The organism is Aeromonas sp. R4-1, assembly GCF_040908325.1.
Classification (GTDB): domain Bacteria; phylum Pseudomonadota; class Gammaproteobacteria; order Enterobacterales; family Aeromonadaceae; genus Aeromonas; species Aeromonas veronii.
This window is the reverse complement of sequence record NZ_JBFODM010000081.1, coordinates 1-16,858: the sequence shown is the minus strand read 5'-3', so window position 1 is coordinate 16,858 and position 16,858 is coordinate 1. Positions and strand designations below refer to the sequence as shown.

General features: G+C 59.3%; 14 protein-coding genes and 1 pseudogene. 6 read left to right on the top strand and 9 right to left on the bottom strand.

From position 1 onward, the window contains the following. Positions 1-90: 90 nt before the first annotated feature. Together AB5Y90_RS15050 and smrB are read right to left on the bottom strand one after the other, a co-directional pair. Positions 91-1,386 (bottom strand): annotated as a pseudogene (locus tag AB5Y90_RS15050) (diguanylate cyclase). 57 nt (positions 1,387-1,443) lie between these two features. Beyond that, positions 1,444-1,968, bottom strand: a complete 525-nt coding sequence (gene smrB, locus AB5Y90_RS15045; protein ID WP_005333198.1) for an endonuclease SmrB — start codon at positions 1,966-1,968, stop codon at positions 1,444-1,446. 82 nt (positions 1,969-2,050) lie between these two features. Between smrB and prmB the strand changes: the two genes are divergently transcribed. After that, complete coding sequence (gene prmB, locus AB5Y90_RS15040; protein ID WP_005360393.1) at positions 2,051-2,986, top strand: 50S ribosomal protein L3 N(5)-glutamine methyltransferase; 936 nt, start codon at positions 2,051-2,053, stop codon at positions 2,984-2,986. A gap of 12 nt (positions 2,987-2,998) precedes the next feature. After that, complete coding sequence (gene aroC, locus AB5Y90_RS15035) at positions 2,999-4,087, top strand: chorismate synthase (RefSeq protein WP_005345334.1); 1,089 nt, start codon at positions 2,999-3,001, stop codon at positions 4,085-4,087. A 111-nt stretch (positions 4,088-4,198) separates the two neighbouring features. Here aroC and AB5Y90_RS15030 read toward each other — a convergent pair whose 3' ends face one another. Next, on the bottom strand, positions 4,199-5,029 hold the full coding sequence (locus AB5Y90_RS15030; RefSeq protein ID WP_368167116.1) for a substrate-binding periplasmic protein: 831 nt from the start codon (positions 5,027-5,029) through the stop codon (positions 4,199-4,201). A 348-nt stretch (positions 5,030-5,377) separates the two neighbouring features. On the opposite strand from AB5Y90_RS15030, the gene AB5Y90_RS15025 reads away from it, so the two are divergent. Then, a complete protein-coding gene (locus AB5Y90_RS15025; RefSeq protein ID WP_005333194.1) occupies positions 5,378-6,778 on the top strand; it encodes a DEAD/DEAH box helicase in 1,401 nt (466 codons plus the stop codon). 120 nt (positions 6,779-6,898) lie between these two features. On the opposite strand, the gene AB5Y90_RS15020 is transcribed toward AB5Y90_RS15025, so the two are convergent. The 5 genes from AB5Y90_RS15020 to cra form a co-directional block, all read right to left on the bottom strand. Then, positions 6,899-7,549, bottom strand: coding sequence for a hypothetical protein (locus tag AB5Y90_RS15020; protein ID WP_279504795.1), 651 nt, complete (start codon positions 7,547-7,549; stop codon positions 6,899-6,901). A 116-nt stretch (positions 7,550-7,665) separates the two neighbouring features. Then, entirely contained in the window at positions 7,666-8,052 is a 387-nt protein-coding gene (locus AB5Y90_RS15015) for an MAPEG family protein (RefSeq protein ID WP_307896750.1), read from the bottom strand. A gap of 220 nt (positions 8,053-8,272) precedes the next feature. Beyond that, on the bottom strand, positions 8,273-8,830 hold the full coding sequence (locus tag AB5Y90_RS15010; RefSeq protein WP_058057663.1) for a hypothetical protein: 558 nt from the start codon (positions 8,828-8,830) through the stop codon (positions 8,273-8,275). A gap of 252 nt (positions 8,831-9,082) precedes the next feature. Beyond that, complete coding sequence (locus tag AB5Y90_RS15005; RefSeq protein ID WP_307896751.1) at positions 9,083-10,276, bottom strand: aromatic amino acid transport family protein; 1,194 nt, start codon at positions 10,274-10,276, stop codon at positions 9,083-9,085. Between the two features lie 540 nt (positions 10,277-10,816). Then, positions 10,817-11,803 carry a catabolite repressor/activator gene (gene cra, locus AB5Y90_RS15000; RefSeq protein ID WP_307896752.1) on the bottom strand — a complete coding sequence of 329 codons (987 nt, stop codon included), beginning with the start codon at positions 11,801-11,803 and terminating at the stop codon, positions 10,817-10,819. 296 nt (positions 11,804-12,099) lie between these two features. Here cra and fruB point away from each other — a divergent pair, with 296 nt between their 5' ends. From fruB to fruA, 3 genes are read left to right on the top strand one after another with little or no spacing between them, the layout of a single operon-like run. Further along, positions 12,100-13,215 carry a fused PTS fructose transporter subunit IIA/HPr protein gene (gene fruB, locus AB5Y90_RS14995; RefSeq protein WP_368167113.1) on the top strand — a complete coding sequence of 372 codons (1,116 nt, stop codon included), beginning with the start codon at positions 12,100-12,102 and terminating at the stop codon, positions 13,213-13,215. Next, entirely contained in the window at positions 13,215-14,204 is a 990-nt protein-coding gene (gene pfkB / locus AB5Y90_RS14990; protein ID WP_259588633.1) for a 1-phosphofructokinase, read from the top strand. Before fruB ends, pfkB begins: the two co-directional genes overlap by 1 nt. After that, positions 14,201-15,937 (top strand): PTS fructose transporter subunit IIBC, encoded by a 1,737-nt coding sequence (gene fruA / locus AB5Y90_RS14985; RefSeq protein ID WP_307896755.1) that lies wholly within the window; start codon positions 14,201-14,203, stop codon positions 15,935-15,937. The genes pfkB and fruA overlap by 4 nt, the downstream gene beginning before the upstream one ends. A gap of 732 nt (positions 15,938-16,669) precedes the next feature. Here the strand turns inward: fruA and AB5Y90_RS14980 are convergent. Next, a partial coding sequence (locus AB5Y90_RS14980; protein ID WP_368167111.1) for an integrase core domain-containing protein occupies positions 16,670-16,858 on the bottom strand: 189 nt, incomplete at its 5' end.

Here is a 16,858-nt window from a genome sequence, read left to right as displayed (position 1 = left end):
GAGAGTAGCGCTGTCTTTTGTATTCGTTGCGGTTGGTTATCTCTGCAGGCACAGGTTAGCAGTGTCACCAGAGAGCAGGGGCGTGCGTCCTTAAGTCGGCTCCGGCTCCTCTTTGCGGCAGCAGTTGCGCCCCTGTTTCTTGGCCAGATAGAGGGCGGTGTCGGCTCGTCTAACCATCTTCTCTACAGTGTCATGGCTGCCCTTGCTAGCACTGATCCCGATACTGATGGTGAGGGAGATCTCAAGAGCCCCGTCCAGTGCATGGTGCTGGGATTCGATGGCGAGCCTGATCCGCTCGGCGCTGGCCTAGGCGAGCTCGAGGGAGGTTTCCGGTAGCAGCACGATAAACTCTTCGCCACCCCAACGACCCAGCATGTCCACCTCCCGCAGCTGTTTGCTGATCCGTTTCACCAGACTCAGGATCGCCAGATCCCCCTGTTGATGGCCAAAGGTATCGTTGACTTCCTTGAAGTGGTCGATATCGATCAGCAGCAGGCTCATGGTATGGCCAAAACGCTGGCAGCGCTGCATCTCGGCATTGACCAGTTCGTTGAACCGGCGCCGGTTGGCAATGCCGGTCAGGGGATCCGTGGTGGCGGCGACCTTCAACTCCTCCACCAGTCGGGCTCGCTCCGAGATATCCCGCAAGATGGCGGTCATCTCGGTGGTCGGGCCCAGATTGATCTTGGCGATGGTCACCTCCAGCGGAAATTCGCTACCGTCGCGGCGCAGACCCATCACCGAGGCGCGGGCATGCATCGGGCGCGAATTGATGGGGGAGCTGCTGAAAGCTTTGAAATAGGTTTCGTGATTGGCGCGAAAACGCTGTGGCAGCAGGGTTTCCAGTCGCTTGCCGAGATAGCTTTCGTCGATGCCGAACATCTCACACGCGGCGGTGTTGATAAGCTCGATGCGTGACTCGCTGCTGACACTGATGATGCCGTCATAGGCGGAGTTGACCACTGCCTCGAAGCGGCGGCGACTGGTGGTGAGCGCCTCTTCCAGCTGCATCCTGGCGGTGATGTCGATGGCGGTCACGATGATCCGGTTGATCCGTGCCTGCTCGGGGATGATTGGGGAGAGAATAAAGCGCCACCAACTGGTACGCGAGAGGCTGTCGATGGGCAGCTCGCTCTCGAGCCCGGTCTGCATGCGCACACATTCGTGCATTGGCGGCTCGATGGTATTGGTGATGTAGCGGGGGAACATCTCGCTCAGCTGTTTGCCAATGCTGCCAAGGACATCCAGCTCGAACGCCTTGGCAAAGGTATCGTTGGCAGAGACCAGCACAAAGTGATCATCCTTGTCGAGGCTGAACACCGCCACGGCGGCGCCGATGGCGTCGAGAGATGACTTTATGTCGGCATGGGAACCCTGTGTAAACATGCGACCTCCACGGCGAATAACGTATTGATATTCAGTATAGTGTGGTCGTTTGGCTAACTACTCTTCGATATCCAGCAACACCAGAATGGCGCTGTCGCCGCCCCATTCGCGGGGGGCCTGATGGAAGGCGCGCACATTGGGGTGCTGGGCCAGCCAGCTGGGAATGCGCTGCTTGAGAATATGTTTGCCGATGCCGTGCATCACCGAGGCGACGTGAATGTTCTCTTTCTGGCAGAGGGTGAGCAGGGCGGCCAGCTCCTGTTTTGCCTGCTGCTGGTTCATGCCGTGCAGATCGAGATAGATCTCCGGCGGATAAATGCCCCGTTTGAGCTTTTTCAGCTCAAATTTTGACACATCTTCCCGCACGTAACGGGTCGGCCCATCATCGTCGAGATGGGGCTGATACTCATCGCTGAAATAGTGGTCAACCCCAAGCTTTTCGCGGGTTTCGCGCAATTCGCGTTTCTGCTTGACCGGGCGTAACTCGGCCCTTATGGTATCTTGCTTGATTTTCCGGGTACCTTTTATCGCATCGCGGAACAGCAGGGTTTCCTCGTCTGTCGGTGAGGGCGTTTTTTTCATCAGATGCTCATGTATTAGGTATGCGTCTTGCCCGCAACGTAAACGGGGCTCGGGCCGGATATTACTCGACTTGGAGGTGGATTTGGACAAGATATTTATCGATGAGGTGGTTGCCGAGATGCACACCATCCAGGACATGTTGCGTTGGGCCATGAGTCGTTTCAACGACGCCGGGATTTTTTACGGTCATGGAACCGACAACGCCTGGGATGAAGCTGTGCAGCTGGTACTGCCCGCGTTACATCTGCCACCGGATGTAGACCCGGCCATGCGCCACTCCCGTCTCACCAGCAGCGAGCGTCACCGTATCGCCGAACTGATTATCCGCCGTGTACAGGAGCGGGTACCGGCCGCCTACCTGACCAACAAGGCCTGGTATGCCGGTTGGGAGTTCTACGTGGACGAGCGGGTGCTCATTCCCCGTTCCCCCATTGCCGAGATGGTGGCCAACCGTTTCGCGCCCTTCCTCAAACATGAACCGACCCGGATCATGGACTTGTGCACCGGCTCCGGCTGTATCGCCATCATCATGGCCCACGAGTTCCCGGAAGCGGAAGTCGATGCCATCGACATCAGCATCGATGCGCTGAACGTGGCTGAGCGCAATATCAACGATCATGGGCTGGAGCAGCAGGTCATTCCGATCCGCTCCGATCTGTTCCGCGATCTGCCGGCGGGCGACAAGTACGATCTCATCGTCTCCAACCCGCCCTATGTGGACTCCGAAGATATGTCGGATCTGCCGGACGAGTTCCGTCACGAGCCCGAGCTGGCGCTGGCGTCCGGCTCCGATGGTCTCAAACTGACCAAGCGTCTGCTGGCCCATGCGGCAGATTTCCTCAAGGATAACGGTGTGTTGGTGGTCGAAGTGGGCAACAGCATGATCCATCTGGAAGCCCAGTTCCCCGAGATCCCCTTTACCTGGGTTGAATTCGAAAACGGCGGTCACGGCGTCTTTGTGATGACCCGTGACGAGCTGGTGCAGTATCAGGATCATTTCGCCATCTACAAGAACTAAGCAGGAGCGCGCATGGCAGGGAACAGTTTTGGTCAACTCTTTCGGGTCACCACCTTTGGCGAGAGCCACGGCCTGGCGCTGGGCGCCGTGGTTGATGGCTGCCCGCCGGGGCTGGAGATCAGCGAAGCGGATCTGCAGGGAGACTTGGATCGGCGCAAGCCGGGCACCTCTCGCTACACCACGCCACGCCGCGAGCCGGATGAGGTGAAGATCCTCTCCGGGGTGTTCGAGGGCAAGACCACCGGCACCTCCATCGGGCTGCTCATCGAGAATACCGATCAGCGCTCCAAGGATTACTCCGACATCAAGGATCTGTTCCGGCCGGGTCACGCTGACTACACCTACCACCAGAAGTATGGTCAGCGGGACTATCGCGGCGGTGGTCGCTCCTCGGCACGCGAGACCGCGATGCGGGTAGCGGCGGGGGCGATCGCCAAGAAGTACCTCAAACAGGTGCACGGCATCGAGATCACCGGTTTTCTCTCCCAGCTCGGCCCCATCAAGGCTGAGGCGTTTGACGCGGCGCAGATTGAGCAGAATCCCTTCTTCTTCCCTGATGCGGGCAAGCTGGAAGAACTGGATCAATACATGCGCGACCTGAAAAAAGAGGGCAACAGTATCGGTGCCAAGGTGCAGGTCATTGCCAGCAATGTGCCGGTGGGCCTGGGTGAGCCGGTGTTTGATCGTCTCGACGCCGACATTGCCCATGCCATGATGGGCATCAATGCGGTGAAAGGGGTGGAGATCGGTGACGGCTTTGCGGTAGTGGAGCAAAAAGGCTCCGAGCATCGCGACGAGATGACCCCGGCGGGCTTTGCCAGCAACCATGCGGGCGGCATTCTGGGTGGGATCTCGTCGGGTCAGGATATCGTGGTGAGCATGGCGCTCAAACCGACTTCCAGCATCACTGTGCCGGGCAAGACCATCAATACCGAAGGCGAGGCAATCGAGATGATCACCAAGGGTCGTCACGATCCCTGTGTCGGCATCCGCGCCGTGCCCATCGCCGAAGCCATGCTGGCGCTGGTGTTGATGGATCATCTGCTGCGCCATCGCGCCCAGAATCAAGGGGTGTTGACCCATACCCCGCAACTGCGCTGATCGCTGTTGCTGCTCATCGACTGATCGCTTCCTGTTTGGGGAACAAGTTCGACAATACCAAAAAGGCGACCTTCGGGTCGCCTTTGCTATTTCAGGTGGCGGCTTATCCCATCATTGCTTGCGGAGGGTGCGGGTCAGCAGATCCGCGGCGCCCGGATCGGCATTGAGGCGACACCTGGGGGGCGAGAACTTGTTGTGGGGTTTGGGCAAGGCATGAATGGCCCCGTTGATTTTGAGGATCTGTTCTTCGCTCACGCTGTTTTTGGCAAACATCAGGCTGACCGGCTGGTGGTGTAGCAACAGTTGGCAGCTGATAAACTCTTCGGCCCCCAGCTGGGCCAGCCGGTAGCGGGCATATTGCCACTCCATGATGATGCCATCGAGGCGGCGGGCCAGCAGCAGATCGATCATCCGCTCATCGGCGTTGTATTCGGTCGCCATTTTAAGCGCCGGGCAGCTATTCATCTGATGCATGGGGCGGGTGCCGGGCAACTTGCCTATCTTGAGCCCTTTCTCGTTGCACAACGCGGGCAGATTATCGAGCTGCGCCCAGCGATCCTGATGGCCGGGAATCGGGTCATTGCTCAGCAGCACATAGGCACTCTGGCGGTAGGGGGTCGAGAAGCGGGCATAGCTCTGGCGCTCCGGCAGAGGGAGGGCGGCCATCGCCACATCCAGCTGATCGTGCTCTACCAGATGCAGTGCCCGCGCCCAGGGAAGCTCGCGAAACTTGGGGGCAAAGCCCGCCTGGGTGAGGATCTTGCGGGTCAGGCTGACATCCAGCCCATCCAGCTCACCCCGGTTGTTGATTTGGCTGAAGGGGGGCCAGTGGCTCCAGGCCACGGTCAGAGTCTGACTGGCCTGCAGCGCAGGGCTTAGCAGCAGAAGCAGCAGGCCAATCCTTGCCTGCCAGCTGCCGCGGGGACGATATGGCGTGGTCATAGCTAAACCTCGTTATGGTGTTCTTTTATCCCGTGCTTTTGCCCTGCGAGCCATGCCTGCGAGGGCTGATATTGTGTTGCCAGTTAATAGTGTGGTGCGTGCTACATCAATCAACGGGATTATTCGGGGGGCAGGAGGGGGATTTTCTGTTCGTGCTGGGAGGAGCATCACATTTTTCTCGTGTATCCTGGGCAACTCCGTTAGACTGCGCCTCTATTCTTTCCCCTTTGCTCTGCTCCCCGGGGAAATCGTTGTTTTCTCAATAGGCCCAGATCTTGTGAGATGGCATCGGCTCAGCAGAGGAGCCCCACCACAAATCCCCGGCGCCCCTATCTCTAGCAGGTAATTATGAGTTTTACTTCCCTCGGTCTGGCCGAACCCTTGTTGCGTGCCGTTGCCGAACAAGGCTACGACACCCCGTCTCCCATTCAGCAGCAAGCGATCCCCGCCGTTCTGGCTGGCCGCGATCTGATGGCGGCGGCCCAAACAGGGACCGGCAAGACCGCAGGCTTTACCCTGCCGATGCTGCAACGTCTGATGGAGAGCAAGCGCAAGGTCTCTCCGAACCGCATTCGTGCGCTGGTGCTGACCCCGACTCGCGAGCTGGCCGCCCAGGTGGGCGAGAGCGTGCGTAACTACGGCAAACACCTGCCGATGCGCAGCCACGTGGTCTTCGGCGGCGTCAGCATCAATCCGCAGATGATGGCGACTCGCCGTGGTCTGGACGTGCTGGTGGCCTGTCCTGGCCGCCTGATGGATCTTTACAACCAGAACGCCGTCAAGTTCGACGAAGTGGAGATCCTGGTACTGGACGAAGCGGATCGCATGCTCGACATGGGCTTTATCCGCGACATCCGCCGTATCCTGGCTCTGATGCCGAAGAAGCGTCAGAACCTGCTCTTCTCCGCCACCTTTGCCGACGAGATCCGCGAACTGGCCACCGGTCTGCTGGATAACCCGGCGGTGATCGAAGTGGCCCCGCGTAACAGTACTGCCGAGCGTATCGAGCAGCTGGTGCATCCGTGCGACAAGGCCAACAAGATCGCGCTGCTGAGTCATCTGGTCACCAGCAACAACTGGCAGCAGGTACTGGTGTTCACCCGTACCAAGCACATGGCCAACCGTGTTGCCGAGACCCTCGACAAGAACGGCGTCAGCGCCGCCGCCATCCACGGCAACAAGAGCCAGGGTGCCCGTACTCGTGCGCTGGCCGGCTTCAAGGATGGTAGCGTCAAGGTGCTGGTGGCGACCGACATCGCCGCCCGTGGTCTGGACATCGACAAGCTGCCGCAGGTGGTGAACTTCGAGTTGCCGAACGTGGCGGAAGATTACGTTCACCGCATCGGTCGTACCGGTCGTGCCGGTGCTGCCGGTCACGCCATCTCCCTGGTTGCAGCCGATGAAGGCAAGCTTATCAAGGCGATCGAGCGTCTGACCAAGCAGAACATTCCGTGCGAGCAGGTGGCCGGTTTCGAAGCTTCCCGCGAGACCCTGGACAATATAGCCCGTGGTATCGGCGCGCCGCTGCGCAAAGAGCCCCGCGATCCGAGCGAGCAGCGCCGTGCGCCGCGTCCGCAAGGTCAGGGCCAGCGTCAAGGGGCCGGTCGTTCCGCCTCCAATGGCAATGCGGGTGGTGCACGTACCGGTAACGGTGGCAAGCCCAAGCCGCAAGGTGGTCAGCGTCCGGCTGATGGCGCTGGCAAACCGGCTCAGGCCCGTCGTCCACGTCGCTCTACCCACAACCAGTAAGCGGCTCGGGAGCTTGACTCCCCAGCTATGCGGTTGACTGAAAAAGCCCTGCCAATCTGGCAGGGCTTTTTGTTTTTTTCAGCCATACAATCGGCTCTGTGTGGTGCAGCGAGAGCAGCGCTAGATGGCGGAGAGGTACTGCTTTTGCATCGCCAGCCAGCGGCCGTTATTGATAAACGCCAGCTGTACCTTGAGCAGGGCCGCAATTTCCGCTCGGTGCTTTTTATCGAGATAGAGAAAGACCTGCTCTTTGGTGATCTTCTGCCAGGGGGACGCCAGTGCAGGTTGAGAGGCGGGGCGCATCTTGATGAGCCAGTCCACTTTGCCTCGATTCAGTTGGGCAAGCCCCTGCTTCTCATCGTTCAACCAGATGACCTGATAGTTGCCGAGGAAGCGCTCGCACCACTGGATGCCACGCAGGCAGCCAATCACGGTACCCCTGGCAGGGGGCCAGCTCGGGTTATCCCTTGGCTGACCATAAATCGCCGCCTCCGAGATGGGGGCACCGATCTGCAGCAAGTGGGGATAGGTCTGATCAAAGCCCTTGATCCGGGCCATATCGCCATCGACGGCATGGTCTGCCTCAATCAACTTTTCGCAGCGGGCATAGGTGCAGGGGATCAACTGAAAGTCGATGCCGGCCCGGCCAAACCAGTCATGAATAAAAGGGCGCAATATCGCAGTGTGTTCGACCGCTGCCGCCAGCTTTAGCGGGGTTGCGTGGGCAACGGGAGTCAGCCCGACAAGCAGTAACCAGCCAATCCACTTCATATCGTACTCCTGAATCGGGCTTGTTTAAGCAGCACTGTTGTGACTATCTGTGCAGTGAAGAATAGCCGATGGGTATGGCTGGCAGACCGCTTCGCCAGCTATTCGTGACGGCCGGGTCAGGGGAGCAGCGCCGTGATCAGGATATGGGCCGCGCTCACCAGGATCACCGTGAAGGTCAGCCCTATTCCCGCCACACGATAACGGAAGTTCTCCGGCGTGCGGCTCATGCCAAATGCATGGCAGAGGCGGCCAAGCAGCAAGGCGCTCCCCAGCAGATGGATAAGCCAGGGGGTCTGGTTGCCGGTTTCGACGAAATAGACCAGCAGCAGGGCGAGGGGGACATACTCGGCAAAGTTGGCGTGTACCCGCATGGCGCGCAGCATGGCGGGATCATCCCCATGCCCCAGCGCCACCTTGCGGCTATGGCGGGTGCGAATGGTTCTAATGCTCAGCAACACAAACAGCAGGGCGAGCAGGGCCGCGTAAACAGGCAGTATGGTCATGGTATCTGGCTCCTTGTGTGATGATAACGAGTGGCTGGTGTTGAGAGACGCGATATTGCTCGGCATCTCAATGGTTTGCCTTGAGGGTAGCAGCAAACTGCGTTAGCACGACCGTCATCTATTCACTTGCCATCGGCCAAGCGCAGGCGCAAAACAAACAGCCCTGCCGAGGTGGCAGGGCTGTATTTTGACCGTGTTGATGGTGGGCTGCGCCCCGTCATTACCCCTCGTAAGGGAGGGAGGAGTGGTGTAGCACGATACGCACCTTGCCATCATCCCCCTTCTTGAAACCCCAGGTCTTGTCGACTGTAGTTTCCTTGTTGTCGCGATCTACCAGATGCACCTTGCCCATGGTCAGCGCCATGTCGCCGTTGATATAGACGGCGGCATTGTCATAGCGATAGCTCTGCCAGTTTTTCAGGGCGAACCCTTTGTCGGTGGGGTAGGCGCTGTTGTTGCCGACAAAGTAGGCCAGCGCCCCCTCGCGGTTGGTGCGAAAGGTCTGCTCGCCACCGGCGAGGGTGGGTTTGAACAGCACTGGCCCCTGCTGGTAGCCATAGGCGCTGTCGAGCACCGACTCGGCAGTCGCCTTGGCGCGCTCAATCCCACCGGCGCGATAGTCATCGCTGATCTTGATAAGCGCCGCGCCCCAACCATCCTGCGCGGCCTTGATCTCCGCCTCGGTAATATTGTTGTTGGCGATTTCGGCGGCGCTAAGTGCGCCGCTGGCGGCAAGCAGGACGAGGGCAAGGGTGCTCTTCTTGAGGTGCAACATCATTGTTTTCAAACTCCTGATAGCGATAAACGAGCGGGCAGTGTAGCGAAGGGGCATGAACGGTTTTTGAACTGATTATTCAGGGTTGGGTAGTAAAAAGGTCGGTATATAGCTGAAGGTTTGGGTGTTTGTTTGGTAAGGGGCGCTGTCTTAATTAATGGCTGATGCCTGTATCCACTTGATTTCTTTTCCAACAAAAAGCCCCGCCAAGTTAATTGGCGGGGCTTTGCTATTTGGGGCATTCAGTATCGGGGATTACAGCGCTGGCAGCATTCCGAGGCTGACGCTGATCTGTACGCCGACAATCAGTAAGCCCATGGCGGCGGCCACTCCCAGCGCCACCACGCCACCCGGCGCGCGGTAGTGGTGGGCGGGTGCTTGCTTGCGGCTCTGCCACACCAGCGCCACCGGCAGCAGTACCGCGAGGATCGCCAGCGCAATGGCAGCGTAGCCGAGGGCCATGATAAAACCCTGCGGGAAGTAGAGGGCAAACAGCAATGGCGGCACAAAGGTGATAAGGCCGGTCTGGGTGCGGCCCTGCCAGTTGTCCTTGCGGCGGGTTACCTTGGCCATAAAGTCGAACAGCCCCAGCGTCACCCCGAGGAAAGAGGTGGCGAGCGCCAGATCGGCAAACAGGTGCATCGCCTGATTAAACGCAGGCCAGCTCACCAGCTTGCCGACGTTGGCCAGCAGGCTGTCCAGCGCACCACCGGTTTGCAGCAGGGCTTGCTGGCCGAGCAGACCGAGGATTGCTACCTGCCACAGCACGTAGAGGATCAGCGGCAGGGCTGAGCCCCAGACAAAGACTCGGCGCAACTGCTTGGGGCAGTCACCGAGGTAGAGCATCACGCTCGGAATGGAGCCGTGAAAGCCGAACGAGGTGAAGATGACCGGCAGGCCCGCCAGTAACAGGCCCTGACCCAGCGGCATCGAGAGCAGATGCTGTCCTTCGGTGCGGGGCAGCAGCAACGCCAGCACCACCACCATGATCACCAGTTTGACAGTGAACATCAGCCGGTTGAGGTAATCCACCGAGCGGGTGCCGACACAGACCATGCCGCCAAACAGCAGGGTAAAGGCCCAGGCGGCCTGCTCCTGGCTGAGGGTCATGCCCGCATCGGCCAGCGCCTGTGCCAGCAGGCTGCTGCCGCCGCTGATGTAGGCGGAGGCCAGTGAGTAGAACAGCATCATGATACAGAAGGAGGCGATGCGCTTGCCCCAGGGGCCGAGCAGATGATCCGCCAGCTGGTGCAGGTACCACTTGCCGGTGTTGAGGCTTGCCTCTACTTGCAGCATGGCGGTGAAGGCCATCAGGGCCCAGAGGCCGACCATCAGCATCAGGGTGGCGGGGCCGCCGAGGGAGGAGGAGGCCAGCGGCAGGGCCAGCATGCCGGCGCCTATGGTGGTGCCGGCAATCAACAGGGTACAACCCAGAGTTTTGGTATTCATGTTATCCATCCGAACGTAGCGATGTCAGCAGTGACGTCAACAAGAGGGGGCCGATTGGCGTTATCAGAAGGTGCCTCCGGGGATAGGGCCGGAGGCTAGCAATATCGGAACGGGAACATCTGTACCTAAAACCTGTCAGTTGTAAAAGATGGTTGCCACGTTAGCGGATCAAAATAGCGGAAACAACCCCTTTTATACGGTTCTTGTGCTGGCTTGTGGCAAAAAGTGGAAATAAATGATGACAGTGGTAGCTAATTGCAGAAAATAGCACCGAAAAAATGACTGGTAGGGGCTCATTGATACAGGTCAGCCAAGTGGTTGCAGCACGGATGGGGGAGTGCCTTGTCGTGGCGTTGGCGTTTAGTAGCGGGGTGAAAGGAGTGTGGAGGCCGGTTGTTTAGTCGGCCAGACGGTAGAGAAAGCAAAGCGGGCGGGTAGGGTTGTGGGGGAAAACAATAAGGCTGCCGATGCTGGCAGCCTTATTGTCATCTGTTCGCTTTACCCACCCATTGACAGCAAATCGGGTCTGCTGCGGTCAGGTTAGCGACGGCGCTTGAGGGTGCGGCTCACATAGTGCAGCCCGCTCTGGTAGTCGCCGTTCACCGCCTTGAGCGCCAGATCCAGCGCCTGGCTCGCCAGCGCGTCGTGCTGCTGGGGCAGGGAGTTGATGCCAAAGGGGAGGAAGTCAAGCAGGCGATCGTCGCCGAAGGTGGCCATGGCGAGCTGGCTCATATCGATCTCTTGCTCCAACAGGTAGTCTAGTACCCCCTCCATCAGGATATAGGAAGTAGTGATCAGCGCTTCGGGCAGCTGACCCAGCTGCTGGTGCAGATCTTTGATCAGGCGATACCCCTCAAGACGGGAGAAGTGATCCCCCTCGCACAGGTGGCGAGCCGCGCTGTGACTGGCGACCGCCTGCTCGAAACCGGTTTTTCGCTCCTGACTGATCGTGAGTGCTGGCAGCGCGGTGATCAAGGCGATATGGCGCAAGGTCGGGGTAAGCAGGGAGCTGGTGAGATCAAAGCTCGCTTTCTCGTTTTCACTGGCGACGGTGACGAACTTGTCGGCGGCCATCGCCCGGTCGATGGCGAGGATCTGGCTGCCCTGCGCTTGCAATTTACCGTAAAAGGGGTCGTCCGGGGGCAGGCAGCTGGCCACCAGCAGGGCATCCACATGGCGGCTCACCAGCATCTGGGCCAGCTCTTTTTCGGTGGCGGGCTCATCTTCCGAGCAGACGATGAGCAGCTGATATCCCTGCGCCCGGGCCCCCTGTTCCAGCCGTTTGGCCAGCTTGGCGTAACTGGCGTTTTCAAGGTCGGGCAGGATAAAGCCCAGAGTCTTGGTCTGGCCGCCACGCAGGGAGGCGGCGCGGCTGTCCGGCTGATAGTTATGGGCGGTGACCACGGCCATCACCTTGTCGCGGGTAGCCTGACTGATGCGGTATTGGTCGGCCTTGCCATTGATCACATAGCTTGCCGTGGTGCGCGAGACACCGGCGAGGGCGGCGATTTCATCCAGTTTCATCATATTGGCTCTGTTTGAGTTGCAAGGCCCACGGTCACTGCCGGGTGAGGGCACCGAAAAGTGTGCGCGGGATCATATCATTGAAAAGCACTCTTTGTGGGTACTTGATCAATTCGCTGAAACGATTCAGTCTGAGTGTAAGTGAAACGATTCAGCCTGTCAGCAACGAAGAGACCCAGTGGCCTGAAAATCAGGCTCCGATCACAGTCAACCGTGTTCGGGTCTATTGTCAGCTGGCGAGTTACCCGAATGTTCAATTGTGACGTACCGGCGCGGCCGGAACCTGATGGAGAGTCTCTATGTTGAAGTTGGCGCGAGAGCAGATCTTGCTGGGACAGTCGGTGGCAACCAAGTCAGACGCCATTGCCCTGCTGGCAGGCAAACTGACCGAAGCCGGTCTGGTGGAAGCGGGCTATGTGGATGGGATGCTGGCCCGTGAAGCGCAGCATGCCACCTATCTTGGCAGCGGCATCGCCATTCCCCATGGCACCACCGATACCCGTCATCTGGTGAAGAGCACCGGCGTCATGGTGGCCCAGTTCCCCAATGGTATCGAGTGGGATGAGGGGCAGATCGCCTATGTCGCTATCGGCATCGCCGCCAAGTCCGACGAGCATCTGGGCATTTTGCGCCAGCTCACCCATGTGCTGGGTGACGAGCAGGCGGCTGCCCAGCTCAAAGAGGCCACCGATGCCGACACCATCATCAACATCCTGACTGGCACCACTGCCGCCAAAGAGGTGCAATACCTGACCCTGGTTGACTTCCCGGCCGATGATCGCGACCAGTTGCTGCTGGGAGCAGCCGCCCGCGCCAAATCGGCGGGCTGGGGCGATGCCGCCATGGTGAGCGCGCTGCTGGCAAGTGAACCCGCCTACCTGGGCGAGGGCGTCTGGCTGGCGCGGGCCAATGTTCAGAAAACAGCATCGGCCCATACCGGTTGGGTGCTGGCCACACCGAGTAGCGCCCTCACGGCAGGGGATCTGCCGGTCAGCGCCATGCTGCTGCTCTGTGCCGCAGATAGCAGCCATCTGCCGCAGCTGGAGAATCTGGCTAAACTGGCGGCTGCCGGTCAGCTGGCTACGCTCACAGGCGTTGAGGGGCTGGCCATGTTGCAGGCAGGGCCCGCGAGCGGTCTTTCCGAAACCTTCACCATCATCAACCCCCACGGTCTGCACGCTCGTCCCGGTGCCATGCTGGTCAAGGTGGCCAAAGAGTTTGCATCCGACATCCGGGTGGCCAATCTGGATGGCAGCGGCGAAGCGGTTTCCGCCAAGAGCCTGATGAAGGTGATCGGCCTTGGGGTCAAGTGCGGTCACCGTCTGGCATTTCGCGCCGAAGGGGCAGATGCCGAAGCGGCTCTCAAGGGGATCGGTGAGGCCATTGCCGCTGGTCTCGGCGAGGGGGCGCATTGATGAAGATTGTCACCATTACCCTTAACCCTGCCCTTGATCTCACTACTCGCCTCGAGGCAATGAGCTTGGGTGAGGTCAATCTGGTGAGCGAGGCCAACCTGCGTGCCGCAGGCAAGGGGATCAACGTCGCCATGGTGCTCAAGGACTTGGGCCGCGAGGTGGGCGTCACCGGCTGGCTGGGCGCAGACAATGAGCAGAGCTTTGTCTCCCTGTTTGCAGAGCGGGCGCTGGATGACCACTTTGTGCGCGTGGCGGGCAGCACCCGCATCAACGTCAAGATCTCCGAGCAGTCCGGTCGGGTCACCGATCTCAACCTGCCGGGGCTCACCATCCAGCAAGGGGAGGTGAGCGCGCTGGAGCAGGCCATCGATCAATTGGCACCTCACGCCGAGTGGTTCGTGCTGGCGGGCAGCCTGCCCAAAGGGGTGGCCCCCGATTACTGCGCCCATTTGATCCGCTTGCTCAAGGCCAAGGGTAAGCAGGTGATCTTCGATTGCAGCGGCGCGGCCTTAAGCGAAGGGATCAAGGCGGCGCCGACCCTGGTCAAACCCAATCTGGAGGAGCTGAGCCAGTGGGCAGGCCGCCCCATCAAGACGCTGAGCGAGCAGGCCGAGTGTGCCCGCGCGCTGCAGGCAAGCGGCATCCCCAACGTGGTGATCTCCAACGGCGCCGATGGCCTGATATGGTTTGCCACAGATGCCGTTTGGCAAGCCATTCCGCCGCGGATGCAGGTGGTCAGCACGGTCGGTGCTGGCGATTCCCTGGTGGCCGGTCTCGCTCATGGTCTCAGCCTTGGCTGGGCGCCAGAGCAGACCCTGCGGCTGGCCACCGCCGTCTCGGCCTTGGCGGTCAGTCAGGTTGCGGTCGGCTTTGACGATATCAATGTGCTCAACCCTTTACTTGAACAGGTGCGCGTAGAGCGTCTGGATGCGCTGGCACCGGTTCAATGCCATACCCCCTCAATGGAAAACTCAGGAGATGCCCAATGAAAGCAATCTTGGTTACGGCTTGCCCGGCGGGCATTGCCACCAGCTTTCTCGCTGAAAAACGGATAGAACAGCAGGCCAAACTGGCTGGCTGGGAACTCACCCTCGACGTCGGCTCCAGCGTGCAGCCCCGCCAAGTACCGAGCAAGGAGCAGATTGCTGCCGCCGATCTGGTGCTGGTTGTCGCCAGTGCCCCGGTGGATCTCGCCGCCTATGATGGCAAGCGAGTCTATCAGGGCAGCATGGATCTCGCCCTGCAGGATCCGGCTGCCTTGCTGGAAGCCGCAACCAGCGGTGCCAGCCTCTATCGCCATCAAGCCGCCACCGCCGTTGCCAATGCTGCCGCCAAACCGGCCGCCGCTGGCAAGCGCATCGTTGCGGTGACCGCCTGCCCGACCGGTGTGGCCCACACCTTTATGTCGGCAGAAGCGTTGGAGACCATGGCCAAACAGCTGGGTTATCAGATCCGCGTCGAGACTCAAGGCTCGGTCGGTGCCCAGAATGCCCTGACCGTCGAGGAGATTGCCGCTGCCGATCTGGTATTCCTCGCCACCGATATCGAGGTGGACATGGCCCGTTTCGACGGCAAGCCGGTCTATCGCACCAGCACGGGCGCGGCGCTCAAGAAAACCCGTGCCGAGCTCGACAAGGCGTGGAGTGAGGCGAAAACCTATCGCCACAGCGGCGCCAGCCAGCCCAAGAAAGAGGAAAAAGCCGGCCCCTACAAGCACCTGTTAACCGGCGTCTCCTTCATGCTGCCGATGGTGGTGGCGGGCGGCCTTATCATCGCGCTCTCGTTCGTATTCGGTATCGAAGCGTTCAAGGTGGAAGGCACTCTGGCCGCCGCTCTGATGAAGATCGGTGGTGGCTCAGCCTTCGCCCTGATGATCCCGGTGCTGGCCGGTTACATTGCCTACTCCATCGCTGACCGTCCGGGTCTCGCCCCCGGCATGATCGGCGGTATGCTGGCAAGCTCGCTGGGTGCCGGTTTCCTTGGCGGCATCGTGGCCGGTTTCCTGGCCGGTTACAGTGCCAAGTACCTGAGCGACAAGGTACGTCTGCCGGTGACTCTGGAAGCGCTCAAGCCCATCCTGATCATTCCGCTCTTTGCCAGCCTGTTTACCGGCCTGGTGATGATCTATGTGGTGGGTGGCCCGGTGGCCGGCATCATGAATGCCATGACCGAGTTCCTCAACAACATGGGCTCTGCCAACGCCGTGCTGCTGGGTGTCATCATCGGCGCCATGATGTGCTTTGACATGGGCGGCCCGGTCAACAAGGCGGCCTACGCCTTCGGGGTCGGCCTGCTGGCCTCCAAAACCTACGCCCCCATGGCTGCTGTGATGGCCGCCGGTATGGTTCCGGCACTGGGGATGGGAATTGCCACCTTCCTGGCCCGTACCAAGTTCATCAAGGCGGAGCAGGAAGCGGGCAAGGCCTCCTTCGTGCTGGGTCTGTGCTTTATCTCCGAGGGGGCCATCCCGTTTGCCGCCAAGGATCCGATGCGCGTCATCCCGGCCTGCATGGTCGGCGGCGCCCTGACCGGTGCGCTCTCCATGCTGTTCGGCTGCGAGCTGATGGCACCCCACGGCGGTCTGTTTGTGCTGTTCATCCCGCACGCCATCAGCAACGTCATGATGTATATCGTGGCGATTGCAGCAGGGTCACTGCTGACCGGTGTCTCCTACGCCATGCTCAAGCGCGGTGAAGAGCAGGCCAAGCTGGCGACGGCCTGATAGCTCATCCTCGATAACAGAAGATGATCAATGCCGCCCGGTTGCAAAGCCGGGCGGCATTTTTATATGCCTTTTAAACAGAATCGTTGAGCAGCGGTTACTGACGTCTCGCGTATCAGGGCCAGCGTCAGGCTCAGTTTCAACACTTAATTGTGTAGGGAAGGGCCGTAACCAATATCCCGTGTATAGATTGTGCTGCCGCTAGGATAGGGGAGCTGGTTAGCTCCTGGGAAGCAAATCTATACCAACGACAGTTACCTATATGTACATCTGTGTAGATACAACCTGAGTTGATCATCTGTTGAACAAGACCTGAGGCAGGTTTGCTATATGACAACCCCCCTCATTTCTACGAAAGGAGGATTCAGGTTTCGGTACAACCTGATGCCTTGGTTGGCAAGTATGCATTGAACCAGACAGTTCCATATCAAATGAATCTTGAACCCCACACCAGCCCATTGCAGACCGTCATCTATACAACTTTTTGTATGCCAACAAACAAGATTTTACACAGACAAGATCAGTTGGCCTCATGCTGAACATCGGCGCTGAAAAACTGGTTTATCTGTTACGTGAAAAAGTAAACATGAGTTAACTCAGTGTTCAATGATAGAGAGATAACAGACAAAGCTGCTTTGCAGAGCATGGGGATTAATGTGTCTGTGAGTGCACAGGGGAAAAGATGTCTAGTCCTGAAATAGGTTTACACATTTTCAACTAGCATTTCTCTACTCAGAACCCCCTATGTACCGCATCGGGGGTTCTGTATTTCAACGCATGATGCGGCCGCTCCGCGTTGTAAATATCCACCGCTTCACGCACCATCTCCCGCGCTTGCGCCAAATCCTGCGGGCTTTGTAGCAATAACTCTCCTTTCAAAATCCCGTTCACCCGCTCCGCCAACGCATTCTGGTAACAGTC

Excerpts from the sequence above, each read along its gene's own strand:
- smrB (WP_005333198.1), bottom strand. The coding sequence starts at position 1,968 with ATGAAAAAAACGCCCTCACCGACAGACGAGGAAACCCTGCTGTTCCGC.
- aroC (WP_005345334.1), top strand. The coding sequence starts at position 2,999 with ATGGCAGGGAACAGTTTTGGTCAACTCTTTCGGGTCACCACCTTTGGC.
- AB5Y90_RS15030 (WP_368167116.1), bottom strand. The coding sequence starts at position 5,029 with ATGACCACGCCATATCGTCCCCGCGGCAGCTGGCAGGCAAGGATTGGC.
- AB5Y90_RS15025 (WP_005333194.1), top strand. The coding sequence starts at position 5,378 with ATGAGTTTTACTTCCCTCGGTCTGGCCGAACCCTTGTTGCGTGCCGTT.
- AB5Y90_RS15020 (WP_279504795.1), bottom strand. The coding sequence starts at position 7,549 with ATGAAGTGGATTGGCTGGTTACTGCTTGTCGGGCTGACTCCCGTTGCC.
- AB5Y90_RS15015 (WP_307896750.1), bottom strand. The coding sequence starts at position 8,052 with ATGACCATACTGCCTGTTTACGCGGCCCTGCTCGCCCTGCTGTTTGTG.
- AB5Y90_RS15010 (WP_058057663.1), bottom strand. The coding sequence starts at position 8,830 with ATGATGTTGCACCTCAAGAAGAGCACCCTTGCCCTCGTCCTGCTTGCC.
- AB5Y90_RS15005 (WP_307896751.1), bottom strand. The coding sequence starts at position 10,276 with ATGAATACCAAAACTCTGGGTTGTACCCTGTTGATTGCCGGCACCACC.
- cra (WP_307896752.1), bottom strand. The coding sequence starts at position 11,803 with ATGATGAAACTGGATGAAATCGCCGCCCTCGCCGGTGTCTCGCGCACC.
- fruB (WP_368167113.1), top strand. The coding sequence starts at position 12,100 with ATGTTGAAGTTGGCGCGAGAGCAGATCTTGCTGGGACAGTCGGTGGCA.
- pfkB (WP_259588633.1), top strand. The coding sequence starts at position 13,215 with ATGAAGATTGTCACCATTACCCTTAACCCTGCCCTTGATCTCACTACT.
- fruA (WP_307896755.1), top strand. The coding sequence starts at position 14,201 with ATGAAAGCAATCTTGGTTACGGCTTGCCCGGCGGGCATTGCCACCAGC.